We start from the raw sequence: 25,087 nt of genomic DNA, 5'->3' as shown, positions 1-25,087 counted from the left end.
TCACTTATCAGCAGTCATATTCTGTTTATATTCGGAGTAATGTAGGAGCATACTGGAAGCGATCGCTCCTATTTCATCTAAAGGAGTCTGAAGCGAAACATAGCGATATCGAAAAGCAGCCAATCGAGGCTCTGTCTCTTGATAGAGGATATCTTGCGCCACGTTTCCCCACCGATCCTCTGGCATCAGATCGAGAGTCATGCCAGCATGACCAGAAGGTAACAGCATATTAGAACCATGTACACCAATGACCAAGCGGCTTTGGGAATAAACTTGGCACATTTGCCTCTCAGTGTCTGAATTAAACTTGTTTACCCGCAAATCTTCAATCCAGTCGGGAAACTGAGTTTTCCTCCCCAAACCAGCGATCGTAAACTTTGCTAAAGGAACTTTAGAGCGAATCTTTAAAAATAGTTTTTGCACTCTTTCATTCTGAAGCTTGAGGGCAATATCAACCATCTTTAATTTCCTCAAGGTTTTGAAGAGAAGCGGATTACACCAAATCCGATCGTCGCGCCAAATAAAGGTTATTTGGTTTGAATCTTTATCAAAGCTATGAGTGGGAACCCGCGTAAATTTACTAATATCAAACTGACTCGGATGAGAATATGCCTTACTTACGTAAATTTTATCAAAACGCTTGGATTCCTCAGAGATAAATTGGTCAAACTTCGGATAGTAGCATTGCCCTTGCTGTAAAGGGATATTTACCGTCCAAATTTCTGTAACGCCCTCTGGAACCATCCATCTCAAAAACTTTGGGACGATGACAATTAAGCCGCAATCTGGGTAATTATTTAGATATCTTTGGACATTAAGCAGCTTTAACAAACTATGCCCATAAAGATAATCAATACAGTTTAAGATAATGACACGTTGATGCTGCTTAAAAACCTCCTTAGATATCGCAATCTCTTCAGATTGGGGATTTTGCAGAGAGTAAAGAAGTTTTTGACCTAACCAATATTTACAAGATTCATTTCCAAAAACGTCGCCTTTTGCTAAATCAATTTGATAAGGAAAAGTGACAGCATGACCAACTTCTAAATCCTCAATAATTTCTGTATTACAGGAGCCGCACTTAGATTTTACGCAAATATGCATTCCCTGCCAAAGAATACCTTGAGGATTAAGCAGTGTACCGCTGTGGGGACAGGTGGATTTGTGCTGAATGCTTGGTTTTATTTCAATCATTGCACGATTCCTTTAATTCTTGTAGCAGCCTTATATAAATTGCAAGAACGCAAAATAAACTTACTGATTGGCTTTAAATCGGGAATTATAAAGTTGAGAACTATAGTTACAATAAAATAAGTAATCAAAGTTGCTATGGTAGCTCCAACCGCTCCATTCTTAGGAATTAGATATAAATTTAAAACTATATTTACGACTGCCCCTATAAAGGTTAAAAGTAATTCATTTTTGGCTTTTCCTTCAATCATAATAAACGCATTTCTTGCAAGACCAAAACCGCTACCAAACTGTGACCAAACATAGATTGATAGTATTATTGCTGAAGCTGCATACTTATCTCCGTACAAGAAATGAACGACGTAAGTGGAAAGCAGTGAAACTGGAATTGCGATTATCAACCACAAAATTAAGGTTAAATCAAAGTAAGCCTGAAATTTTTTGAAATATTCAATCTCCCCTTGAGCCTTCGCCTCAGTGAGTTTTGGGAAAAAAGATATTTGCATGATAGAGGGAATAAAATCAAATATCTGCGAGATCTTCACAGCAGCGGCATAAATGCCTAATTCATATTTAGGATCGAATTTAAGTTCTTGAGCAGAGAAGGAACCCAGCATGACCTGATCGATAGTGGAATAAATATAAATGGCGATTCCTGACACAATCAGGGGCCAGCTTTCTTTGATTAAGTTCTTCGCCTGAAGGAGACTGCTACGCCATGCTTTTATATCTTGCCCACTAGTCTGATAAATTATTATCAATCCCACAGCAGCTAAGGCAAGCTCTCCACATCTTGCCCAGGCAAATGCAATGAGAGGAGCTTTAATTTGAATTAAGACAATTCTGACAGCACAGACAAGCAAATAGGCGCAGTTTTTAACAACAACTGTATACTTGGATTTAACTTGTGAGCGGAACCAAAGATCGATCGTCTCGAAAGCTTGAAAAATGGTTCCAGCAGCGATAATTCCTACCAGCCAATGAGTTAAAGAGTCCTGGGGCTGTAGTAAGGAAATTGCGCCAACCGCTAACAAAGTTGTTACAGCACCGCCGATAAGTTTTAGTACGAGGGAAGTCCCAAGTGTTTCATTCTTGGTAAACGGATCGCGCACAATGTCGCGTACTACGATACTATCAAGCCCCAGGTTGGCAATTGGCCCCAACAGCGCTACAAATGCAATCGCGTAATTAAATAAGCCAAACTGTTCCGGCCCTAGATAGCGAGCCACCCATATCCCTACAATTAGGCTTAAGCCCATTTGGAGGATTTTGTCAGCGAACAGCCACGCGATGTTGCTGAACACCTTGCGTAGACCAGGGCTAAGCTTTTGATTGACCAGACTCAGCTTGTCTAACATCAGAATTGGGCAATTTATAAAGGGATAAAAATAGGGTTCGAGAACTAGGTCGTCCTACAGAACCCTATTTGTTTTTGCGATGAACAGAACAGAATCGATTATTTACCTTTAGCACCTTGCAAAACTTTTCTCACAAATTTTGCGGTTCGCATTAGTTTTGGTTGCTCCCACAAATACTGCAAGAAATCTGTTTTCAGTTTTGCGGCTGCTGAATAATTTTTGTACATTGCAGGAATCAAACGATACTTCATTCCTTTGTACGTGGCATAATCTACAGCAGTCGGAGATTCTGCATTGCGGCTACCGAATTGATATACCGCTGGTAAATAATGAGCGGTGAGAGATTTGCGAGAATATTGAGGATTAAGTGTTTCTAAGGAACCGTGAATCGTTCTAGAGTTCCAGAACAAGACATCTCCTTTTTTCAAGGCAGGAGCTTGAATATTACTCTTGTGAGCATTGATGTACTCCTTCAACTTTTCCAAATAAAACCGATTAGATAGTTTTTCATCATCTGTTAACTCAAAGTCAACGAGATGGGATGTTGGTAAAACATAAAATCGACCCGCTTCTTCGTGGATGTCCTCTAGAGCAAACCATCCAGCCAGCAAATGACCATTAGGCATGGAATCTAAATAGTACCAATCTTGATGGGCAGGGGTAGCTGTGTTCATATCAAAGAACATAGTTTGCATGAGGTTATGCTCCTCACTACCCGTCAGTTCAGTCAGTGCTTCCCTAACCTGCTGCAAACAGAAAATTTCTTTAGCTGCCTCAGTAAATTCTGGATAATCTGGGTAATCGTGAACATCTCTAAAAGATTCTTCAGAGTATCCATTGGGAGTAATTGTATTGGTTTCCCATTTATTCGTTGATTGTCTAAAGAAAGGAGAGTTAGATGAAAGAATATTGGATTTATACTCTTTTAAAATATTATTAATCAAACTTTCAGGAATGAGATTTCTAAAGACATAGTATCCGTTAGTTTCGTAATAATTTTTAGGTGTGTCCATAAATTAAATCCTTTAGGAACTGATTGTTTTAGTTCACTTTTAAACGTATATTATTAGATATCGAGAAAATTTTCCTACGTAAATATCCGGAAATTAAAGATCGAGAAAATTTTCCTACGTAAATATCCCGAAAAAGTGTTGAATGTTATTGCAACACGGCTTAACATATTTGGCTGAAACTCATCCTTAATTAAAGCGATCGCTTACCGAGCCTCTAACCCTTCTAGCGATCGCCTGCTTTGTTAGGCACCCCTCAAGACCGGCAAACCAGTTCTTAAGCGCTGGAATTCTCTTGAGAACTGTTTCCTGTAGCGTCCAGGCATAATCGAACTGTTGCTATAACATAAAACAGCCAAGCATAGGTAATTGATATCAATCCAGTTTCAGTAATATTTGTCAGAACTGCCCAGGTAATCAGTAGCAGGGGCATGACTAATTCAGGTTCTTGGGTACGTTTCATATACTGAACTGCTAAAGCAATATTTGTTAAGAAAGAAAGACAAAAGAACCCTAATCCTACGAATCCCAAGTCTACAGCTAGGTCTAAAAAACCATTATGAGAATGTTCTGGCTTAAATTGGGTTTTTACCACGATGATGTCAGCCGCTGGATCGGCTGCTCCTCGCCAAGACTGCCAAAATCCTTGGTATCCATATCCCAGCAATGGATGTTGTTTAATGTGGTTGATGACTAAAGGCCAGAAGTCTGTGCGTCCAGTTAATGTCAAATCTTTATTCAGTGTATCTACAATAATAAATTCGGCATTTTGGGTAATTACAATACACAAACACATGGCGATAGCCATAAAAAAGATTATGCAGGCAAAAGCTAATCGGGGAGGCAAGTTTTTGATAAAGCGGATAACGATTAACACGCTTATCAGTAGAACCAACAGAACTTTCCCCATTCCGCTGTTTGAGCGTTGTAAAGCAAAAATAGATAAAGCAGCAAAACCCAGAGATTGCCATTTAGTTTTTGGTTTGCGAACTGACTGTATATAACACATGACAGCTGTTAGACCCATCAAGAATCCAAAAGCATTTCCGTGGGGTAAAATTCCTTGCCAGCCCTTAGACGTTACTCCAATTGACGGTCTGAACAAAGCATAAAATACACTCAGTAAAAGTATGATTTTGTTGATAGTAAGCAATAAATCAAATAGTTCTTTCCATTTATACTGCTTACCAACGTAAACACAAAAAGCAGTTGTGCCTAAAAAAACTATACTAGCTTTGAGTGTATAAGTTGGAGTTTCTGACCAAGCCGCGGATAGAATTAATAAAAAGAGTAATCCGCAAAAATAAACATTATTAATGAGAAGCCTAGAAATAACAAAAACTGAATCTTTAATGTTTTGCAAGAATCGCGAATAAATAATGAATATAAAGGTGGCGTAAATGCCGATTTGAAAAATTGTCGAATAAAGCTTTTTTCCCTGTAGATATAAAGCTCTAGGATGGATTTTATCAAATCCGGTTAAAGTAACTCCTGCAATCGCAAAGATTATTAAACCAATAAAAATTTTTTCTAATGTTTTAGAGGTTGCTTGACTTCTACCAGCAAAGTTAAACAATAATAAGATATAAATAATCGCACTGGTGGCAGCGATTATTAACAATAGAGGGTTTGAAGCGAGAGTACTCATGTTTAATATTCTTAGACAAGAAATAACGCGAAGCTGACCCTATATGAGTATAGCGACTGATTAAACCAGAGAAGAATAATGTATTTCCGTATATTTACGAGTATTTAATTCTTTTAAAGATACAAACTAAAAACTAGTAACTTCAAAAAGCTTACTATAAATAGGTTTAAGAGATTCACCTATAAAATGAGGATAAATAAATACTATTTAGAGTGGCAGGTTTCTACTCACACAGCTTAAATTTAAAAATATAAAACAAGTAGGTTATGTATGGTCGATCTAGGTTTTTATAGACAACTCACTCGAACTTCTGCCGGAATAACCTTAGTGGCAACATTTGCCTTTGCTTGCCCCAATCCTACCCAGGCGACTGTACCGCGTTTTCAAAAACCTACAATTCTTGCACAAGCGAATACTAATCCTGCTCGACCGGATATAGCCTATACATTGGGTGGAGGCGATCGCATCCGCCTTGATATCTTCGAGGTTCCCCAATATAGCGGCGAGTACCAAGTTCTCGCAGATGGCTCCTTATCCCTACCCTTGATTGGAACCCTATCGGTTCAGGGGCTAACCGTGCCACAAGCGACGAATGCTATTTCATCTGCATACTTTCGCTTCCTCAAACGACCCATCATCACCATTAACGTTCTGTCTCCTCGCCCGATCAACGTTCGGGTGGGAGGAGAGGTAACTCGCCCAGGGGGCTTCACAATTCCTTTGATAGCCGGAGTCGGAAGCGTGCCTGGGTTCCAATATCCCACCGTAACCCAGGCAATTGAGCTAGCGCAGGGAATTACGCTGACGGCTGATATTCGTAAGGTTCAGGTGCGTCGCAAGCTAGCATCCGGTTCCGAGCAAGTAATCAATCTGAATCTTTGGGATCTGATACAAACCGGCGACAGCAGGCAAGATTTAAATTTGCGGGATGGAGACACTGTCTTTATTCCCACAACCAGCACCATTAACTTAGACGAAGTACGTCAAATTGCCACAACTCGTTTTTCACCTCCTTTAGAAGAACCCCGCAGTGTTGCAGTCGTAGGAGAAGTCAACCGTCCTGGTACTTATGTTGTGATTGGAGGAAAGACAACACTAGAGCAAAGAACCCTGGGACTGCCAACTGTAACGCGGGCAATCGATTTGGCTGGGGGGATTAAGCCCTTGGCTGATATTCGCCGTATCCAGCTGCGGCGACTCACCAAAGCAGGGACAGAACAAATTATCGATCTGAATCTTTGGCAACTCTTGCAGGCTGGGGATTTCAGTCAAGATACGCTTTTGCAAGATGGAGATACCATTTTCATTCCCACTGCATCAGCAGTTAACCCGGCAGAAATTTCTGAATTAGCGACCACTAGCTTTTCTCCCGGTACTATTAAGGTAAGTGTGGTCGGAGAAGTGAAAAGTCCAGGAGTGGTGCAGGTTGCGCCAAACACAACCTTGAATCAAGCATTGCTGACTGCGGGAGGATTCAATGATGCTAGAGCGAATCGAAAGGCGGTTGATTTAATTCGCCTCAACCCTGACGGTACAGTGTCAAAAAGTAAAGTCAATATTGATTTAACCCAAGGAATCAATGAGACAAATAATCCACTCGTCCGCAATAACGACATTATTGTCGTCAGCCGTTCTGGAAGCGCCAAAACTTCTGACAGTGTGCGAACATTCTTAGAACCGATCGAAAAGGTTTTCACATTCTTCAACATTTTTAATTTATTTGGAATTTTGGGAGACGATGACTAGGTAAGCATATATTCAGGGTGTATCTATAAACGTTTTCTTAAACCGTAGTTAGCTTTTTTTGTTCTATCTACTTCTATCTAATAGGTAAATGGATACCGAACACAATTCACAGCCGTTCTTTAATAAGCACACTAGCAATAGCAAGTTGACTCAGTCCTTGCCAGGGCACCTGACTCGACCCTCTGACGACAGTGAGGAACAGAAGCTGGACTTGGCATGGCTACTAGGGGTTGTGCGCCGCCGACTCCCAATTATGGCAGGGGTAACAATTATATTAACTGTCATGTCAGGAAGCATGATTGTCTTTACCTCAAAGCAGATTGCTCCAGAATACGAAGGAGCTTTTCGGCTTTTGGTGGAACCCGTGACTGCTGAAGATAGATTGGCGAAGCAATTTTTATCGTCTCAAACGAACAATGCAGATATCCAAAAAATCGAAGTAGAAAAATCTAGTTTATTGGATTATGAGACGCAAATTCGAGTTTTGCAAAGTACGAAATTGATGTTGCCAGTCATCAAGGAATTGCAAAAAAAATATCCGGAGATAACATATAACTCCTTAATGACGAAACTCTTAATTTTTCGAGTCAATTATGAAAAAGATGGAGTTCAATACGGCACCAAAATTTTAGAAGTTAGTTACCGGGATGAAGACCAGCAAAAAATTCAGTTTATATTGGATAGTCTTTATAAAAATTATCTGAATTACAGCCGCCAAGAGCGCCTGTCAAGCCTTAAACAAGGAATTGAGTTTATCAATCAGCAGCTACCTCAGCTACAAGGGCAAGTTGATACGCTGCAAGCACAACTCCAAAAACTGCGGCAGCAGTATAATGTCAGCGATCCGGAACAAGCAGATTCCTTGCTATACGAGCAGGCTTTGACGCTTGAAAGACAAAGATCGGATACCCAAGCGGAACTCGCTGACGCGCAAGCGCAATATACCAGTATGCAAAAACAGTTGCAAGAAGGGAACTCTACCGCAATTTTGTCTACTGATGCAAAAACCTACGAAACCTTGCTAGCGCAGATTCAAACTCTAGATAGTACTATTGCGGCACAATCCCCCCAATTTCGGGACGATAGCCCACCGATTCTGGTTCTTAAGGAAAAGCGGGAAAATTTGCAACGGTTGCTGAGCGAACAAGCCCAAGGGCTTCTCAAAAAATTGGAGGGAAGAATCCAAGGAATACAGGAGCGCTACCAAACAATTCTGAAAACTGAAAGGAAAATCAAAGCACAACTGCAAGAATTACCTGCGGTAGCCCGCCAGCACGCCGATATACAGCGAAAATTATTAGTTGCAACCGATAACCTCAAGCAATTTTTAGGCAAACGAGAAGCCTTGAACTTAGATGCTGCCCAGCAGGAAGTGCCTTGGGAACTCATTGAAGAGCCTCAGCTACGGCGCGATGAAGATGGCAACCTGATATCAGTAGCGACGAAACAAACGAAAAAACAGTTAGCGATCGCAATTGTTTTAAGTGCGCTATTGGGTATCGGGTTGGGTTTTCTCATCGAGGCTCTCAATACAGTCTTCCATACCCCCGAAGATGTCAAAGGGGAAACGAAACTGCCGATTTTGGGAGTGATTCCTTTTGCCAAGGAACTCAAGAAACCGCCCAAGAAACCCAGCAAACTCTCTACCGCAGCGGATGTTGCCGGTTTAAATCAACTTTTGGGTGACAATAAAGCAAATGGCAATGGTCGCAAGAAGCTAAATGTATACACCGATTCGCCATTTTTGGAAGCCTTCCGTTCTCTCTATACCAATATTCGCTTGCTCAGTTCCGGGACGCCGATTACTTCTTTGGCAATCAGTTCCGCAACACCGGGAGATGGAAAATCAACGGTTGCCATTCACTTGGCGAAAGCCGCAGCGGCAATTGGTCAGCGGGTATTATTGATAGACGCCGATTTGCGGCGTCCGAGTCTGCATACTCGCTTAAGCTTACCGAACGTGCGCGGACTCAGCGATATCATCGCCACGGATTTGAGTCTGAATGATGCCATTCAGCGATCGCCAGAAGACAACAACCTGTTTGTCTTAACATCGGGTCACAACTCTTCAGACCCGATCAAACTGCTTTCGTCAGATAAAATGCAGTATCTGATCGAGCAATTTCAAGCCCGTTTCGACTTAGTGATCTACGACTCACCACCCCTAGTTGGTTTAGCAGACAGCAACATCTTGGCAGCGAATACAGATGGCACTATTTTAGTTGTGGGGATCGATCAAACAGACCGTTCCATGCTGATGAAAGCATTAGATGGACTAAAAATCTCCGGTGGCACAGTCTTGGGTATCGTCGCCAATGGCATTAAAGGGTATACTTCTCCCGCGTATCCTTCCTATAGCCGCACCTATAGTCGCAATTAAGTGAGCTTCGGGGCAGGGGCGTATTCTTATGTTCGCTGAGTCCATGCTTGGCTTTGCTGTGCTAACAGCACTGACTATCCAGTTTCTATAAAAGCGATCGCACAAGTGCAGAGCTTTTTAAGAATGGGAACAACCACAATCGAATTGCTTCTACATTACGGCGCTGCTGCACTCAAACGGGGTGAATGGAAATGATGAAGTTAAAGCTGGACTGGTTTCGGGACAAGGGTTTCCGAAAGTCGCTTTCAAGAACGCAAACGCCGCCATTTTCAGAAACGGCAAGGCAGATCGGACGGACGCGCTTACTTGCTCAAAGCTTATTATGGGGCGTTACGCTAACTTCTTTAAGCAACGCGATCGCACTTTTGTTAATTGAGGCACCCGTCTTAGCAGCAGAACGGGTAACGCTGCGCTTGGGACCGTTTCAGCAATCGGTCGCGATCGAAGATTTAGAGGATTTTGCCAAAACGGGGGAAGTTCCTGCAAGTCTCAAGCCTTACAAGGCATTGCTCAGCTCAGAATTTCGAGACATCCTCAACCGTCGCTTGCACCTAGATCCGAATTTGGGAGACAAAGTGGTAAAAGACGTGTTGCGATCGCCCGTTGGAGAAGAATTAATCAAGAAGCTGGGGTTGGCGCTCCCGAATAGTACGGTAGAACAACTGCAAGCAGGTTTAACTCTAGCCTTGCGGCAAGCCAACGGCTTAAGCGTTATCAGCTTTTTGCAGTCCTACCCAGCCGACACCATTACCATAGACGCCTCTTCAGCGATCGCGATCGCCCTAGAATTCAACGCCCCCTACTGGCAAAGCGGAGCTTTAGGCCCTCTACTGGAGCGGGAACTGACCGTCACCAAAGGAAAATTTCGTCCTGCCTTTAACCCCGCCCAAGCGGGTTCCGAAACAGTACAGCAGCAGACTCTGACCTTTCACGACTGGCGACGCCAAGAGCCGATTCTGGGGACATACACCAGCGATCGCAAGATCGTCGTCGATCTTTACTGGGCAAACACAAACGAGAAGCCCCCTTACCAAAATTCTCAGAATCCCCTCGTCGTCCTCTCCCACGGCTTTGGAGCCGATCGCTCCTTCCTGGCTTATGTAGCCCGTCACCTAGCGTCTCATGGCATCACCGTCGCCGCCATCGAACATCCGGGCAGCAATGCCAACCAAATCTTTGGCGGGCATTTTGGCAGCAACTCTGTGGGAGTACCCGGTTTAGTACCTTTGTTACCGGCGTCCGAATTTGTCGCCATGCCCAAAGATATTAGCTTTTTGCTTGATGAGCTAGCTCGGCTAAACCAGCTACCAGGTTCTCTTCAGGGGAAGCTGAATACCGAGAAAGTGAGCGTGATTGGTCATTCCTTGGGCGGCTACACGGCTTTAGCGTTGGCGGGAGGCGAACTGAATCTAGATGAGTTACGACAATTTTGCAAAAATCGCAATCCTCTAGGAAAATCGGGGGGCGATTGGTTGCAGTGTGCAGCAGCGGATCTGCCCGACCAACGTTTGAGCTTGCGGGATCGGCGCGTGGCGCAAGCGATCGCGCTGAACCCCGTCGTGGGAGACTTATTTGGGAAAAAAGGTCTTGGCAAAGTTAGCACTCCTACCTTAATCTTGACTGGCACCAGCGATCCCCTCACTCCATCGCTGAACCATCAACTACGACCTTTTACCCAACTACCCAGCCCGAAATATCTCCTCACAGCAATTGGCGGAACTCACTTAAGCATTAGCGATTTTGCTCCTGGTAGCCAAGGCGAACAGCTCACTCAAACAACCCTCGTCAACGAACGCACTGGTGAAGTAGCGGCTCCCCTGCGTCAGCTGCTTAAAGGCGTCACCTTGGCATTTGTCAAACAGCTGACTCCAGCCGCCTCAACTTACGAACCCTTTTTAACACCCGCCTACGCCCAATCTCTCTCTACCCCAGAACTGGCGCTGCGCCTGAATACGCAACTACCCCCAAGCGTTACTTCGTGGCTGGCTTTGCCACCACTGCCCTAGAAAGGCGGGCATCCCAATGAAATGTTTCTCAAAACTAAGGCAAGGCTCCGAGTTTTGGATAAAAATCCTGATTTAATCAAAGTCAAGCTGTGACTAATTAAAAGTTAGCATTAAGCTAATCGCTACTTTTGACAGTAGCCTCTTCAGGAGAGAGCGCATTATGGACCCCATCACGATTCTTGCCCCCCTCGCCTTAGTGATTATCGGCTATACAGTGGGTTCTGTGAAAATTATCAACGAAGGAAATCAAGCTTTAGTAGAGCGCTTGGGTCAGTACAATCGAAGACTCGCGCCCGGTCTCAACTTTATCGTTCCCTTTGTTGACTCAATTGTGGTGGAGGAAACCAGCCGCGAGAAGTTTTTGAATATTGACCCTCAACAGGCAATTACCAAAGACAACGTTTCGCTGAAAGTTGATGCAGTGGTGTACTGGCAGATTCTGGATTTGGAAAAAGCCTACTACGCCGTTGAAGATATTGAGCAAGCAATCGAAAACTTAGTTTTGACAACGCTTCGCTCTGCGATTGGTCAAATGGAACTGGAGCAAACGTATTCTTCCAGAACCGAAATTAATCAGACTTTGTTACAGCAGTTGGATGAAGCGACGGCTGCGTGGGGAGTTAAGGTGACTCGCGTCGAGGTACGAGACATTACGCCCGCAAAAACTGTCTTGGAGTCTCTGGAGCTGGAACGAGCAGCGGAAAGTAAGAAACGCGCTTCCATCTTGGAAGCGGAGGGAACTGTGAAGTCGATAGAAATTCTGAGCCAAGCTTTGCAGTCACAACCTTTAAGTAGAGAAGTATTGCAGTTTCTCGTTGCTCAAAGATATGTCGATGCCAATCAGAAATTGAGTGCGAGTCCTAACTCCAAAGTGGTATTTATGGACCCGAAAGCTTTATCAGAAGCCATGACTGATTTAATGTCTACTCCTGAACCGCCTAATGGCTCTAATGGCAATGGATCGGGAACTTAGAAGGTAAAAGGTAAAAAACAAAAATGAAAAGAGTTTTAAGAGTCGAGCTGATTTGAAATTAAAAACATCACTTTTTAAGGCATTTCAAGACAGCGATCGCTCTTAGCTTTTCTATTTTTGTTTTCTGAAAATGGCATCCGCGACGCGACAGACATCATGCATGGGTTGGACATCGTGAACTCGGAGGATATCAGCACCTCCCGCGATCGCTCCGCAACAAGCCGCCGCCGTTCCCCACACTCTGGCTTTGGGATCGGGTTGATTTAAAATCCGCCCGATAAAACTTTTCCGGGATGGTCCCACTAACAAAGGAACGCCCAAAGAATGCAACATCGGTAAGCGTTGCAAAATTTCCAAGCTTTGCTCGTAAGTTTTGGCAAAGCCAATGCCGGGATCGATGATAATTTTTGAGCGATCGATGCCAGATGCGATCGCTTGCTCAATTTGACTTGACAAAAACTCGGAGATTTCCCCCATCAAGTCCTGATAATTCGTCATCTGCTGCATGGTAGCTGGCGTCCCTCGGATGTGCATCAACACAATGGGGACTCCCAACTCTGCCACCACAGCAAACATCTCCGGGTCGAAAGTACCGCCGGAAATATCATTGACGATATCAGCCCCCGCCCCAATCGCTGCCCGTGCCACAGATGCCCGTGTTGTATCCACGGAAATCGGAACCTCAGAAGGATGAGGGATGTATCCCGGAGGGTGGGATAAGGGATTGCCGTGTTGAGCAGATTCTATGACTCCTACCGCAGAATCGGAGTCATCCTCGATCTTTCCTTCTGCACCCTTTCGGAGGGCTTGCACTACTGGTAGCACCCGATCCAATTCCTCTTCCAGAGAGATTTGGGCGGCTCCGGGGCGGGTTGATTGTCCCCCCACATCGAGGATATTGGCTCCGGCTGCCACAAGATGCTTAGCCTGAGCCAAGGCGTCTCCTAGCGTGTTAAAGTCTCCGCCGTCACTAAAACTATCAGGCGTCACATTCAACACACCCATTAAATAAGTGCGCTGTCCCCAGTCAAAAGTTTGACCCCGCAGGGTCAAGCTATTTTGGATTTTGGATTGATTCATCCGTCATCCGGCGAAGAAAGCGCCGCTTCGCTAACATCCTTATCCTTTATTGAAAGTTGACAATTCGGGCAAAACTGGCAGCCTCCAGACTGGCTCCCCCGACCAAAGCCCCATCGATTTCTGGCTGCGCCATGATTTCATCAATATTATTGGGCTTGACCGAGCCACCGTACTGAATCGAGACATTTGGATTTGTCAATTGAGTGCGAATCAAGCCAATCACCCGATTTGCTTCTTTTGACTCGCAGGTGTCGCCAGTACCAATTGCCCAAATAGGTTCGTAGGCAATAACCAGGTTCTCTTGATCAACGTCAACCAAGCCTTTTTTCAGTTGGGTAGAAATCAGGGATTCTGTTTCACCTGCATCGCGTTGTTGCTTGGTTTCGCCGACGCAGAGAATGGGCGTTAAACCGTAGCGTTGCGCTGCTTTCAGCCGTAGGTTCACAGTTTCATCGGTTTCGCCAAAGTATTGACGCCGTTCGCTATGACCCACAATTACGAAACGCACCCCAATTTCTGTCAGCATGGGTCCGGCAATTTCACCTGTGTAGGCTCCCATTTCTTCCCAGTGGATGTTTTGGGCACCCAGCTGCACGCGGCTACCGTGCAGATTTTTAGACATGATGCTCAAAGCAGTGAAAGGAGCCGCTAGGACTACTTCCCGCTCGTCTGGGGTTTCTTCTAGGTGAGACATGAATCCTTGCAAAAACTCCAGACTCTCGGTCTGAGTTTTGTACATTTTCCAATTACCGGCAATAACTATTTTCCGCACAGCTAACTCAGTCAAGTTCAGAATGCTAAAAACTGTAACCTCCAGTTTAGTACGGCGGGGGAACCCCTGCTTTAAAGGCGATCGCATTTACACTTTCTGGTCGCTAAAAGCGCAAATGTCAAGCGACGCGATAATTTCACCCCGCAATCCTTGCACGCCAACACTCGCTCCTGCGGATGCTGCTCTTAGCCGCGACTCACTTCAAAAATCTTTTTATTACTTTAGGTGGGTATTTACCCAAAAGATTCCCCCCTATCGTAGGATGTTCCTCAAAAAAATTAAGGTTTAAAATTATACCAGAACGTAAATAAAAAACTTAGATTATTGGAGTAAATATGAAACTAAAATTTTTAGCAGCCGCAGCGCTCCTGCTCCCCTTAGGCATAGTTGCTCCCGTCCGAGCCGAAAATCCCGCTCATGTCAGACGATTAATCGAAACTAAGCAATGTCAGGACTACGACTTGAAAGGAGCCAATCTTGTAAATGCCCATCTCACTGGGGCTGATTTGAGAGGGGCAAATTTGCAGGGAGCTAACCTAGCGAATGCGAACTTAGAAGGTGCCGATCTAACGCAGGCTAATCTGGAAAAAGCTAATTTAACGGGTGTATTTGCAAATAGCGCCGATCTCCAGAAAGCAGACTTAAGTAGTGCCAATTTGAGAGAGGCTAACTTGATAAATGCTAACTTGAAGGATGCGGCTCTCGACAACGCGATTTTGCCGAATAACGTTAAATGGGATTAGTAGGTTTTTCACAACTAAATATTTGACAAAAATAAAAAACTCGGTCAGTAACTGACCGAGTTTTGTTTTGAGCGATCGCCTACGCATAAAGCGCAGATACAATCAGGCTAGGCTCTAGCGTGCAGCCTTTGCCGAAAGCCGAGAAGCTTCTTGCTCCAAAATCCATGATGAAGACAAATCTTCTACAAAACTTTTCTGGTTTAAACTTGCAGCTTCAACTACTCTGACGATCAGTGTTGGCAAGTAAGTGCTATTAACCATCTGATAGCCATAGGCAAAAACCTTGCCAGAGCGTCCGGTTTTCTTATGTAGTACGCTATCTCCGATATTCAGCATGATTTCAACTCTCCTAATTTTGTGATTTGCCGTTTTCTTACTACTTGAATTGCTCTCAAATGATTGGATGGATATCCCGCTTTTACCGACAATCCATCGATTTGGAATAAATTTGTCTAGGGTTTGGGAATAGAGTTCTTGCAAAAATATTGAGAACCTGTCCTAACTTTCGGAAACGAAGAGGGAGTCTTATTTCCTCCTTGCGAGGAACAAAGAAGATTGATTGTTTTTATTGCAAGAAACGCTTATACACTGAAAGCTCACAACGTTGGATGGAAACTCTTTTCTAGTGCCTTTTCTTGCTCGCTATCGGGATGAAAATCCCATCCCAAAGGACTCAGCACTTTTCAGGGAGAAAAATCTCAAGCGACTAGCTGAGGTTTGCTCGCAGATCCAACAGCGGCTTGGCACAGTAATTTGGTGTACAGATGACTGAGTCGTAATGCCACACTATTCCAGCTAAAGGCAATTTCTACCCGTTGGCGACCCATTTGGCCTAATTGGTCTCGCCAATCGGGATCGGCTAGGATGCGGTCAATCGCCTGTGCAAAGGCGACTTCATGTTTGGGAGGCACCAGTAAACCCGTTACCTCTGGCACTACGGTAAACTGCAAGCCGCCTACATTGCTTGCAATTACCGGCGTCCGGGTAGCCATTGCTTCAATGGCAACTAAACCGAAGGGTTCGTAATGACTGGGGACAACACACACATCGGCAGCTGAGTAGTAGAGAGGCAAATCGTTATCTTCCACACGACCGGGGAAGCAAGTGAGATCGCCAATGCCTTCTTCAGCTACGATTTTCTCAATGCGATCGCGTTCAATGCCGTCACTCTGTCCCGGACGGCTTCCGCCTGCGATGAGGAGCTTTAGGTCGCAAGACCTGCGTAAGCTTGATTTTGCTACAGCTCGGACTAGAGTTTCAATTCCCTTGCGCCGATCGAAACGACCCACATACAGCACTACTTTGGCGTCGCTGGCAATTCCTAGCTGTTGGCGTGCTTCTTGGCGCTGAATGGAACCAAATTTAACGATATCTGTACCGCAGGGAATCATTTCAATCTGTCCCTGAGTGGAAACAAGCGATCGCATTTGATCTTCTTCTTGCGGACTGGTAGCAATCACTCGATCCACTGTTTCCAAACACGCTTTTTCAACTGCTAGCCGTGTGGAAGCGATCGCTGGAATTTCGGAAACTGTACGATACTTTACCGCCCCCAGCGAGTGATAAGTATGTACCTGTATCAAAGGTTGGTGCTTTTTCAGTTCCATTCCCACCCAAGATGACAACCAATAATTGGTATGCACCAGGGTATATTGCCAACCTTCACGCTGCTGAAATGCCTGGAATTGTTCAACAAACTCTGGTAAATAGCAGAAGAGTCGATCCCGACTCATGAATTGGGCTGGCCCAGCGGCTAATCGGATTGTCTGGCAGTTAGGCGTATGCTGAACGACATCCAGTTGCTCCGGAGTGCTGCGGCGAGTGAACATATCCACCTGCCAGCCTTGCTCAGCGAGTGCTAATCCTACTTGACGCACATAGACATTTTGACCTCCAGCTTCTTCTTGCCCAATTTCTACCGCGGGATCGCCATCTACTGAAATTAAGGCGATACGATTTTTGTCAGTCAGTAACATCGGTTGATTTTCTCCTCATAGCTAGCGCACCTGCTTTCCTACGCCAGCAGTTGAAGCACGGCATGTGCCTCTACTCATAGTCGAGGGCAGGTACAACGAAGCGAACAGATACCAGCCAAGGACACTGATGAGATCGCGCAAATTCTACAAAATTGCTGACTCTTCAGTCTCCTCTCAATGCCGACGGAGTTAGCTGACGGGCGAGGACTGAGAGATGTCCCTCTCTGAGAAATTAAGAATGCAAAATTAAAAATTAGGATTACTATTTTTAATTTTTAATCTCTCATCGATAAGCCCCAAAATTTGGTTCCTCCGCTCCAGCTTCACCTTAATTAGATAAGGTACGTTTTTTAAAGTGAGATACTGGATTAGGCTGACTTATGTAGACTGACTGCAACCTTAACACTACAATTTAAAAATTGTCAACCTACCTTAAGATAGATGTTTTTTAATATACGATGATGATATTTATACTTACCCTCCAATCGTCAGACTTACGAGTCAAGCATTTGATGTGGGCGGATGGGGTCGATAGAGTACATTGGGCTAAGTAAAGAAAACCATCAGCTAACTTTTGTTAGCGAACGTTCGCGCACGGCATTAACCTACACGACAAGAAATGCAACTCGTTATTAATAAAAGCTTTCTACATCTTTAACCTTCAGTCATTCGTTCAATATCAACCAACTCATAACTAAGAGTTAAAGACTACTAGAAACAACTCTTTACTGTTGCTATGATTCATCTAATTATAGTTTTTATAGCTCGGTGCTAAATCATTTTCAAACGCGAGATATTCGACTTATCGAAGAAGTCAGGAATCTGAACTCCTAGCTTGCAACTCAAATAGGATTGCTATAGCTACGGGATAATTAGATTAGATTTAATAACCGAATGGAATGGTAGTTGTTGAGGAAAAAAGCTCGGTTCAGCGATTAGCGGTTAGCAATTTCAATTCCTAATTGCTAATCGCTAATCGCTAATTGCTTTTTTTAGCGACTTGCTGCCGCTTCACGAGCAGCCGCCGCTTCATCTGGATGAATCCCCAAGCGCGTCAGATTAATCCGACCTTTGCTATCAATTTCCCGCACCTTGACAATGACTTCATCCCCGACAGCCACTTCATCTTCGACGCGACCGACTCGGTAATCAGCAAGTTGAGAAATGTGGATCATCCCTTCTTTTCCGGGAAGCACTTCCACAAACGCCCCAATTGGAATAATCCGGGTTACGCGACCAGCGTATACATCACCCTCATTCAGCCTCCGCGTCATCCCTTGGATGATGTTGCGGGCTTTCTTCGCCTTCTCGCCATCCACTGCTGAAATCGTGATCGTGCCATCATCCTCAATGTCGATTTTGGCACCCGTTTCTTCAGTGATGCTCTTAATCATCTTGCCTCCAGGCCCGATGACCATGCCAATGAGTTCTGGCTCAATCTTGAGCGTCAGCAAGCGAGGTGCATAAGGTGACATCTCGGTGCGAGGTTGGTCAATGGTTGCCAGCATTTTCTCTAAAATGTGCAGCCTAGCGCCCTTTGCTTGCTCGACGGCTTTGGCAATGATATCCAGAGGCAGTCCGCTGATCTTCATGTCCATTTGCAAGGCAGTGATACCAGTATCGGTACCTGCCACCTTAAAGTCCATGTCACCTAAGAAATCTTCAATGCCCTGAATATCAGTCAGAATGCGAACTTCCTCGCCTTCTTTAATCAGTCCCATTGCTGCGCCACTCACCGGCTTCGCAATGGGCACGCCAGCATCCATCAAAGCCAGGGTGGAACCACACACCGAACCCATCGATGTGGAACCATTAGAAGAAAGAACTTCAGACACCACCCGAATCACGTAGGGGAAGTCTTCCTTCGGCGGTAACACTGGCACTATTGCCCGTGCGGCTAGTGCCCCGTGACCAATTTCCCGACGACCGGGTGCCCGCATCGGCTTGGTTTCCCCAACAGAAAAGGGCGGAAAATTATAGTGATGTAAATAGCGCTTTTCATCTTCTGGATGCAGGTCATCTGCGAGATCCTGGGCATCGCCTGGGGTGCCGAGAGTACAAACAGATAACACCTGGGTCAGTCCTCGGTTAAACAAACCGCTACCATGAACCCGATTGGGCAACAGACCCACGCGACAAGAGACAGGGCGCACTTCATCAAGCTTGCGACCATCTACCCGGACGCTGTCTTCGACAATCTGACGGCGCATCAGCTTCTTGGTGATGTCTTTAAAGACGTTACTCACTGCTTTAGAGTTAGCCGCAGAAGCAACTCGGATGGGGTCGTCTTCAGCTAATTCTGCGATCGCTGCCAGGATTTGTGTCTCTTTGATCTGATCTAAAAGAGCGTCACGGCTATTTTTGTCGAGTTCAAATTTGGAGAGGACTTCTTTGATTTGGGCAGTCGCGCGATCGCGAATAAAATTCTCTAGGGTCGAATCGACTTCCGGCTGGATTTCTTGAACCAATTCAATTCCCAGTGCTGCCATGAGTTCTCGCTGCGCCTCAATTAAGTCGCGCACCGCCTCATAGCCGAAATCAATCGCCTCAATGACATCCTGTTCTGGCAGCTGATTCGCTCCAGCTTCGACCATAATCACGCCATCTGGAGAGCCTGCCACCACCAGATCCAAATCCCCCGCCTCAATCTCGGCGTAGGTAGGATTGATAATAAAATCATCCCCCACCAAACCAACCCGCACCGCTGCCATCGGTCCTTGGAAGGGAATCTGTGCTAAAAGCACCGCAATTGAAGCACCTGTTACCGCCAGAACATCCGGCGGTACCTGCTCATCCATCGACAGCGTGGTTGCTACTACCTGAATGTCATCTCTCAGCCAGGAAGGAAATAATGGACGCAGGGGACGGTCAATCAAACGACCCGTGAGCGTTACTTTTTCGGGGGGACGCCCTTCTCGTCGCAAGAAACCACCGGGAATCCGACCGGCTGCATAAAGCCTTTCTTCGTAATCTACCATTAACGGCAGGAAATCAATGCCTTCTCGGCCTCCGGAGCGAGTCGCCGTGACTAAAACTGCGGTGTCTCCTGACTGAATTAAAACTGAACCCCCAGCTTGAGGGGCAAGCAAACCCACCTTCAGTCGAATATCCCGTCCATCAAAGGATATTGACTTGTCTAGCTCTACCATGCGGTACTTTGTCCTTCTATCATTTTTCTTTATCTTTCGCAATCGTAGCACTTAGGTACTGGTGGTGCCTTTAGTGTAGATGACGGCATTCCGGAGACGAGGACGGACAGAGGAGTAAGGGCGCAGAGGATCGACGATAACAACTGACGGCTGATAAATTAGCGCAAAGAGCGGTACATCTTTAGGACGTCTCCTACTCGTCCCTGAGATAGTCCATCAAATAAATGTTCAGCGCTCAGAATCCGCCCGATTCTCTCAAATATTAAAGATTGTCACAATCGGATAGAAGGCGTGTTAATTGCCAAGACAAAATTGAACATCATCGCCGTGTAACCCTTAACGGCAGCTATTTCTAGCATTGATCTCCATCAACCTACTCATGCCTTGACCCCGCTCAAGCAGGTTGTACAATAAATCCAGCATTGCAGATGTAGCTGCACCGTCCGGGAAAGTTGGGCTTGAGATAGTAAAGCTCCCAAGATTTTCATCGGCGTTAGTGGATTTAGTGTGGTTGTCGGTGGCAACAAAAGCATCGTGGGTCATCCAGTAGGCAGCAAATTCTACTTTGGATAGAGGTTTACTTTTGCGATAAGTTTGACCCTCAATAATAATCAGATTCAGTAATTCTCTGACTGCATCTTGCTCAGAAGGAAACATCTGATCGAGTTCGGCTTTAATCCCATTTGGCAAGAAGGTCGTTAAAAAAGTAAATAAATTTTAATCTTTAAGTAAAACTTGTAAAAAGTGATGCCTTTAATTTAGCTAAGGAAAAAGCATCGAATTATCTAATTGCTAATTTCTGCTCTAATAAACGTTAATAAATTGAGTTAATTCTCACAAAAAAAGCTATTAAATATGGCAATTTTACACGGTAGTTGGCTCGTTCAACCTCAGGGTGGTTATCTATTTGTTTGGGGAGAAATTTGGCGACCCATGACGCCTGCGATGTCTTCTCAACCCGATACAGTGGCATCCCATCCGATGGCGATGACGCAGGTAGAATTAATCGCTTTTTTGCGATCGCGTAGTCTCCTTGGAGAATCGCGCAGCCATGCGAAAAGTCAGCCTAACGAGAAATGGCACAAGAAAGCGATCGCTTTGCCCACCCAAATAGAGGCAGGAGATCCAGTTTGCCCACTGCTATCCACCAAAATGCTTTCAGACGGTGCGGATGCTTCAACCTTATCCTTACACCTCTGGCAAGTTGAAGGGCTATGTCTCGATCCTCTGGAAGCCATACAATTTTTGCAAGCGTTGCCCCTTGGCTCTTTTCAAGCATCTGATACTTATGTAGGGGGAGATTTACGCTTTTGGGCACAGGTTAGCCGCTGGATTTTGGATCTTCTGGTGCGATCTAAGTTTTTACCAACCCTGCATCGGCAGTCAGATGGTACTGTTGTCGCCGCTTGGCAACCTCTACTCGATAGTGGGTTAGATCAAGTGCGTTTGGAAAAGTTTACCCAGCTCATGCCCTCTGCCTGCCGCACTTATCAACACTCGGAGGTTAGTGGTAAAGAAAAACCTAAAGAACAACTAGATCCAGAAGAACCCAAGGAATTACTCTTAGGATTCTTAGGCAGTGCGATCGACGCACAAGTGCGTTCGAGTGCTGGGAATTCTGCCTTACCCGCAGTAGAACCGATAGTGCAGGAGTGGTTGCAAGCCCTTTCTACCGCATCCAATACCCTCAAAACAGAACCGGCGGCAATTGGACGCTTGGAAGCAGCCTTTCAGACTTGGACATCGCCAGTACGAGATCATTTACTCGTCCCGGTGTTCGCTAGCGGGGAATTGAGAACCCGCCAATACCAACAAAACCGATTTCGCACCTGTTTCCTTCTCCAACCACCTGATACAGGTGATGAGAATTGGAGTTTAGAATACTTTCTCCAGGCAACGGGCGACCCAGAATTTTTGGTGAATGCAGAAACTATCTGGAACCATCCCTTAGAGCGTTTGGTCTTCAAAGGTCGCACAATTGAGCATCATCAGGAGACTTTTCTGAGTGGCTTAGGTCTGGGTGCCCGACTTTATCCTCCCATTGAATCCAGCTTGCATGAACGTCGCCCACAGTCTTGTCGCTTGACACCCGTACAGGTATACGAATTTATCAAGGCGGGTGCATGGCGACTCAAAGACAGTGGATTGGGAGTCGTGATGCCGTCTAGTCTGATGCCTGCGGAGGGAGAAAATAGGCACTTGGGGCTGAAAATTCGCTCTAGCACCACACCGGGCAAAGGTCAGTCGGGATTGCAAAGCTGGCTGTCTTTCGAGTGGGAATTAGCAATTGGCGATCGCACGATTTCTAAACAAGAATTTGACCGCCTAATCGCCCTGCAAAGTCCGCTAGTGCAAGTGAATGGGGAGTGGATAGCTCTGCAACCCTCCGATGTTAAAGCCGCTCAGTTGCTGCTGGCAACGCCCAAAGACCAGATGGCTCTCTCCTTAGAAGATGCTCTGCGGCTGAGTACCGGCGATACCAAAGTAATCGAAAAACTTCCGGTGGTTAGCTTTGAGGCAGCAGGGCCGCTTCAGCAGTTGCTAACGACTTTAACCAATAATCAGGCGGTGGAAGCGATCGCGCCTCCTGCCAATTTCCAGGGGCAGTTGCGACCTTATCAAGCGCGGGGCGTCGGCTGGCTCTCTTTCCTCGAACGCTGGGGTTTGGGAGCCTGTCTCGCAGACGATATGGGACTGGGAAAAACAATTCAATGCATCGCATTTCTGCTAAATTTGCAACACGAAGAAAAATTAGAGGCACCGACGCTATTAGTTTGCCCGACTTCAGTTTTGGGGAACTGGGAACGGGAAGTTAAGAAATTTGGCCCCACGCTGAAAGTTGTCGTCCATCACGGGGATAAACGACCGAAAGGGAAAGCGCTGGCAAAAGCCGTTAAGGGCAAAGATTTGGTAATTACCAGTTATTCACTGGCGTTTCGGGATGCCAAAGACCTTCAGAGTGTTTCCTGGCGGGGTGTGGTGCTGGATGAAGCTCAAAATATTAAGAATCCACAGGCGAAGCAATCGCAAGCAGTGCGTCAGTTAAAAGCAGGTTTTCGGATTGCGCTAACAGGAACTCCGGTGGAAAATCGCTTGGCAGAACTGTGGTCAATTTTAGATTTCCTCAATCCGGGGTATTTGGGAACGCGGGATTTCTTTCAACGCCGATTTGCCTTGCCGATTGAGAAATATGGAGATATGGCTTCGTTGCAGACATTGCGATCGCTGGTTAGTCCTTTTATCCTGCGCCGCCTGAAAAGCGATCGCAATATCATCCAAGATTTGCCAGCAAAGCAAGAAATGACTGTATTCTGCGGACTCTCTGCCGAACAAGCTGCACTCTATCAAAAATTGGTGGAAGAATCGCTAGTTGAAATTGAAGCCAGTGAGGGCGTGCAACGGAAGGGAATCATTTTAGCTTTGTTGATAAAGTTAAAGCAAATCTGCAACCATCCCGCCCAATATTTAAAGGAAAAAGAACTGGTTACACAGCGTCGCTCTGGCAAACTTCAGCGTTTAGAAGAGATGTTGGAAGAAGCTTTATTAGAAGGCGATCGCGCTTTGATTTTTACTCAATTTGCTGAGTGGGGAAAACTTCTTCAACCCTATTTAGAGAAACATCTAGGTGGGGAAACCCTATTTTTATATGGAGGCACCCGCAAACAACAACGGGAGGAAATGATTGACCGATTCCAAAATGACCCAGAAGGCCCCCGAATTTTTATTCTTTCTTTAAAAGCTGGTGGAACGGGTCTCAATTTAACACGTGCGAATCATGTCTTTCATTTCGACCGTTGGTGGAACCCAGCAGTTGAAAATCAGGCAACGGATCGGGTATTTCGGATTGGTCAAACCCGGAATGTACAGGTACATAAATTCACCTGTACCGGCACCCTCGAAGAAAGAATTAATGAAATGATTGAAAGTAAAAAAGCATTGGCAGAGCAAGTGGTGGGTGCCGGTGAACAGTGGATTACGGAACTGAATACTGACCAACTCCGCAATTTATTACTGCTGGATCGGACTGCTGTAATTGATGATGAATGAGCCAGTTCAGAGTCATCACTCGTTAGTTGGATTTCTAAAGTAATGACGAATAACAAATAAGCCATAGTATGAACAATTACGAAATTCAAAGCCGCGAATGGTGGGTACAAGAATGGATCGATCTATTAGAGAAGTCCCGCTTCAAAAAGCGATTGGAAAGGGCACGAAATTATGCAATGCAGGGAAATGTTCTCGGCATTGAATTTAAAGGTCCAAAGGTGTTAGCAAAAGTGCAAGGTACGGCACCGGAACCCTATCAAGTTTCCCTATCCCTAGACCCTTTTACAGATGAACAGTGGGATTATGTGATTGAAACCATGTCTCAACGGGCGATTTTTTCTGCCCAACTATTGGCGGGAGAAATGCCGCCCAACATTCAAGAAGTGTTTACCGCCAATGGTTTGAGTATATTTCCCTTTACTTTGTCTGATATCCATGCACGGTGCAGTTGCCCGGATAAAGAAATTCCCTGCAAACACATTGGTGCAGTTTATTATCAGTTAGGCGATCGCTTTAGTGAAGATCCTTTCGTCATCTTCCAGTTGCGGGGACGCCCCAAAGAACAAATCCTCGATACCTTACGCAAGCTAAGACGCGGTAGCGAGCAAAATTCTGAGAATGAAATTACCACGGCTGAGACATCCCAGCTATCGGGCGAGGATACTTCATCCTTACCAGCAACTCCTCTTAAAGTTGAGGAATTCTGGCAATACGACGAACCGCTGGATTCTTCACTGGTGGTGATTGCACCGACCGGCGACACTGTATTAGATGTACTGGGAGCGATTCCTCTCGCATCCGGTTCTAGTCAGCCGGTGATGCAATATCTAGACACCGTTTATCAAACAGTCAGTCAGCAAGCTTTTCTAGCGGCAATGAATTTAGAAGAGAGTTAGGCATTGCATAATAGAGGGATGAATTAGGGTTGGTTTTGATGCAATGCCCAGACTGTCAATCTACTCATATCCGTAAAAACGGCAAGAGAAGGGGTAAGCAAAATTACATTTG

Annotated in this window: 17 protein-coding genes, 1 pseudogene and 1 riboswitch; of the genes and pseudogenes, 8 read left to right on the top strand and 10 right to left on the bottom strand. The window is 45.3% G+C overall.

Translation table 11 applies throughout. The annotated features are described in order from the left end of the window. The 4 genes from NC994_RS19005 to NC994_RS18990 form a co-directional block, all read right to left on the bottom strand. Complete coding sequence (locus NC994_RS19005) at positions 1-1,194, bottom strand: hypothetical protein (RefSeq protein ID WP_190431770.1); 1,194 nt, start codon at positions 1,192-1,194, stop codon at positions 1-3. Continuing rightward, the gene (locus NC994_RS19000) at positions 1,191-2,549 is read right to left on the bottom strand and encodes a flippase (protein ID WP_190431768.1); all 1,359 of its coding nucleotides are present in this window, start codon (positions 2,547-2,549) and stop codon (positions 1,191-1,193) included. The genes NC994_RS19005 and NC994_RS19000 overlap by 4 nt, the downstream gene beginning before the upstream one ends. Positions 2,550-2,647: 98 nt before the next feature. Continuing rightward, a complete protein-coding gene (locus NC994_RS18995) occupies positions 2,648-3,562 on the bottom strand; it encodes a phytanoyl-CoA dioxygenase family protein (protein ID WP_190431766.1) in 915 nt (304 codons plus the stop codon). A 274-nt stretch (positions 3,563-3,836) separates the two neighbouring features. Beyond that, positions 3,837-5,207, bottom strand: a complete 1,371-nt coding sequence (locus NC994_RS18990; RefSeq protein WP_190431758.1) for an O-antigen ligase family protein — start codon at positions 5,205-5,207, stop codon at positions 3,837-3,839. A gap of 327 nt (positions 5,208-5,534) precedes the next feature. Here NC994_RS18990 and NC994_RS18985 point away from each other — a divergent pair, with 327 nt between their 5' ends. The 4 genes from NC994_RS18985 to NC994_RS18970 all read left to right on the top strand — a co-directional run bounded on the left by NC994_RS18985 (position 5,535) and on the right by NC994_RS18970 (position 12,312). Continuing rightward, complete coding sequence (locus NC994_RS18985; RefSeq protein WP_347276590.1) at positions 5,535-6,953, top strand: SLBB domain-containing protein; 1,419 nt, start codon at positions 5,535-5,537, stop codon at positions 6,951-6,953. Between the two features lie 88 nt (positions 6,954-7,041). Beyond that, on the top strand, positions 7,042-9,333 hold the full coding sequence (locus NC994_RS18980; protein ID WP_190431749.1) for a polysaccharide biosynthesis tyrosine autokinase: 2,292 nt from the start codon (positions 7,042-7,044) through the stop codon (positions 9,331-9,333). A 191-nt stretch (positions 9,334-9,524) separates the two neighbouring features. Beyond that, complete coding sequence (locus NC994_RS18975; RefSeq protein WP_242032488.1) at positions 9,525-11,339, top strand: alpha/beta hydrolase; 1,815 nt, start codon at positions 9,525-9,527, stop codon at positions 11,337-11,339. Positions 11,340-11,499: 160 nt separating this feature from the next. Next, on the top strand, positions 11,500-12,312 hold the full coding sequence (locus NC994_RS18970; RefSeq protein ID WP_190429171.1) for a stomatin-like protein: 813 nt from the start codon (positions 11,500-11,502) through the stop codon (positions 12,310-12,312). 111 nt (positions 12,313-12,423) lie between these two features. Here NC994_RS18970 and folP read toward each other — a convergent pair whose 3' ends face one another. Beyond that, positions 12,424-13,377: a dihydropteroate synthase gene (folP, locus tag NC994_RS18965; RefSeq protein WP_347276926.1), complete on the bottom strand. Its 954-nt coding sequence runs from the start codon at positions 13,375-13,377 to the stop codon at positions 12,424-12,426. A gap of 61 nt (positions 13,378-13,438) precedes the next feature. After that, positions 13,439-14,164, bottom strand: coding sequence for a triose-phosphate isomerase (gene tpiA, locus NC994_RS18960; RefSeq protein WP_190431850.1), 726 nt, complete (start codon positions 14,162-14,164; stop codon positions 13,439-13,441). A gap of 335 nt (positions 14,165-14,499) precedes the next feature. On the opposite strand from tpiA, the gene NC994_RS18955 reads away from it, so the two are divergent. Continuing rightward, complete coding sequence (locus tag NC994_RS18955; protein WP_190431726.1) at positions 14,500-14,907, top strand: pentapeptide repeat-containing protein; 408 nt, start codon at positions 14,500-14,502, stop codon at positions 14,905-14,907. Between the two features lie 114 nt (positions 14,908-15,021). Here the strand turns inward: NC994_RS18955 and NC994_RS18950 are convergent, their stop codons facing one another. The 4 genes from NC994_RS18950 to NC994_RS18935 all read right to left on the bottom strand — a co-directional run bounded on the left by NC994_RS18950 (position 15,022) and on the right by NC994_RS18935 (position 20,722). Then, positions 15,022-15,243, bottom strand: coding sequence for a hypothetical protein (locus NC994_RS18950; protein ID WP_190431724.1), 222 nt, complete (start codon positions 15,241-15,243; stop codon positions 15,022-15,024). 362 nt (positions 15,244-15,605) lie between these two features. Further along, positions 15,606-16,883 (bottom strand): glycosyltransferase family 1 protein, encoded by a 1,278-nt coding sequence (locus NC994_RS18945; protein ID WP_190431722.1) that lies wholly within the window; start codon positions 16,881-16,883, stop codon positions 15,606-15,608. Between the two features lie 163 nt (positions 16,884-17,046). Beyond that, positions 17,047-17,237, bottom strand: a riboswitch (cyclic di-AMP (ydaO/yuaA leader). Positions 17,238-17,875: 638 nt separating this feature from the next. Further along, entirely contained in the window at positions 17,876-20,032 is a 2,157-nt protein-coding gene (locus NC994_RS18940) for a polyribonucleotide nucleotidyltransferase (protein WP_190431719.1), read from the bottom strand. Positions 20,033-20,368: 336 nt separating this feature from the next. Then, positions 20,369-20,722: a hypothetical protein gene (locus NC994_RS18935; RefSeq protein ID WP_199302422.1), complete on the bottom strand. Its 354-nt coding sequence runs from the start codon at positions 20,720-20,722 to the stop codon at positions 20,369-20,371. A gap of 165 nt (positions 20,723-20,887) precedes the next feature. On the opposite strand from NC994_RS18935, the gene NC994_RS18930 reads away from it, so the two are divergent. The 3 genes and pseudogenes from NC994_RS18930 to NC994_RS18920 form a co-directional block, all read left to right on the top strand. Beyond that, on the top strand, positions 20,888-24,079 hold the full coding sequence (locus tag NC994_RS18930) for a DEAD/DEAH box helicase (protein WP_190431717.1): 3,192 nt from the start codon (positions 20,888-20,890) through the stop codon (positions 24,077-24,079). 68 nt (positions 24,080-24,147) lie between these two features. Continuing rightward, positions 24,148-24,975, top strand: a complete 828-nt coding sequence (locus NC994_RS18925; protein WP_190431715.1) for an SWIM zinc finger family protein — start codon at positions 24,148-24,150, stop codon at positions 24,973-24,975. A gap of 38 nt (positions 24,976-25,013) precedes the next feature. Continuing rightward, positions 25,014-25,087 (top strand): annotated as a pseudogene (locus NC994_RS18920) (IS1 family transposase); the annotation flags it as partial.

The organism is Trichocoleus sp. AS-A1 (genome assembly GCF_039962015.1).
In the GTDB taxonomy this organism is placed as follows: domain Bacteria; phylum Cyanobacteriota; class Cyanobacteriia; order Cyanobacteriales; family FACHB-T130; genus FACHB-T130.
The sequence above is the reverse complement of the archived record's forward strand: the minus strand, read 5'-3'. Positions and strand labels throughout refer to the sequence as shown.

Excerpts from the sequence above, each read along its gene's own strand:
- NC994_RS19005 (WP_190431770.1), bottom strand. The coding sequence starts at position 1,194 with ATGATTGAAATAAAACCAAGCATTCAGCACAAATCCACCTGTCCCCAC.
- NC994_RS19000 (WP_190431768.1), bottom strand. The coding sequence starts at position 2,549 with ATGTTAGACAAGCTGAGTCTGGTCAATCAAAAGCTTAGCCCTGGTCTA.
- NC994_RS18995 (WP_190431766.1), bottom strand. The coding sequence starts at position 3,562 with ATGGACACACCTAAAAATTATTACGAAACTAACGGATACTATGTCTTT.
- NC994_RS18990 (WP_190431758.1), bottom strand. The coding sequence starts at position 5,207 with ATGAGTACTCTCGCTTCAAACCCTCTATTGTTAATAATCGCTGCCACC.
- NC994_RS18980 (WP_190431749.1), top strand. The coding sequence starts at position 7,042 with ATGGATACCGAACACAATTCACAGCCGTTCTTTAATAAGCACACTAGC.
- NC994_RS18975 (WP_242032488.1), top strand. The coding sequence starts at position 9,525 with ATGATGAAGTTAAAGCTGGACTGGTTTCGGGACAAGGGTTTCCGAAAG.
- NC994_RS18970 (WP_190429171.1), top strand. The coding sequence starts at position 11,500 with ATGGACCCCATCACGATTCTTGCCCCCCTCGCCTTAGTGATTATCGGC.
- NC994_RS18955 (WP_190431726.1), top strand. The coding sequence starts at position 14,500 with ATGAAACTAAAATTTTTAGCAGCCGCAGCGCTCCTGCTCCCCTTAGGC.
- NC994_RS18950 (WP_190431724.1), bottom strand. The coding sequence starts at position 15,243 with ATGCTGAATATCGGAGATAGCGTACTACATAAGAAAACCGGACGCTCT.
- NC994_RS18945 (WP_190431722.1), bottom strand. The coding sequence starts at position 16,883 with ATGTTACTGACTGACAAAAATCGTATCGCCTTAATTTCAGTAGATGGC.
- NC994_RS18940 (WP_190431719.1), bottom strand. The coding sequence starts at position 20,032 with ATGGTAGAGCTAGACAAGTCAATATCCTTTGATGGACGGGATATTCGA.
- NC994_RS18930 (WP_190431717.1), top strand. The coding sequence starts at position 20,888 with ATGGCAATTTTACACGGTAGTTGGCTCGTTCAACCTCAGGGTGGTTAT.
- NC994_RS18925 (WP_190431715.1), top strand. The coding sequence starts at position 24,148 with ATGAACAATTACGAAATTCAAAGCCGCGAATGGTGGGTACAAGAATGG.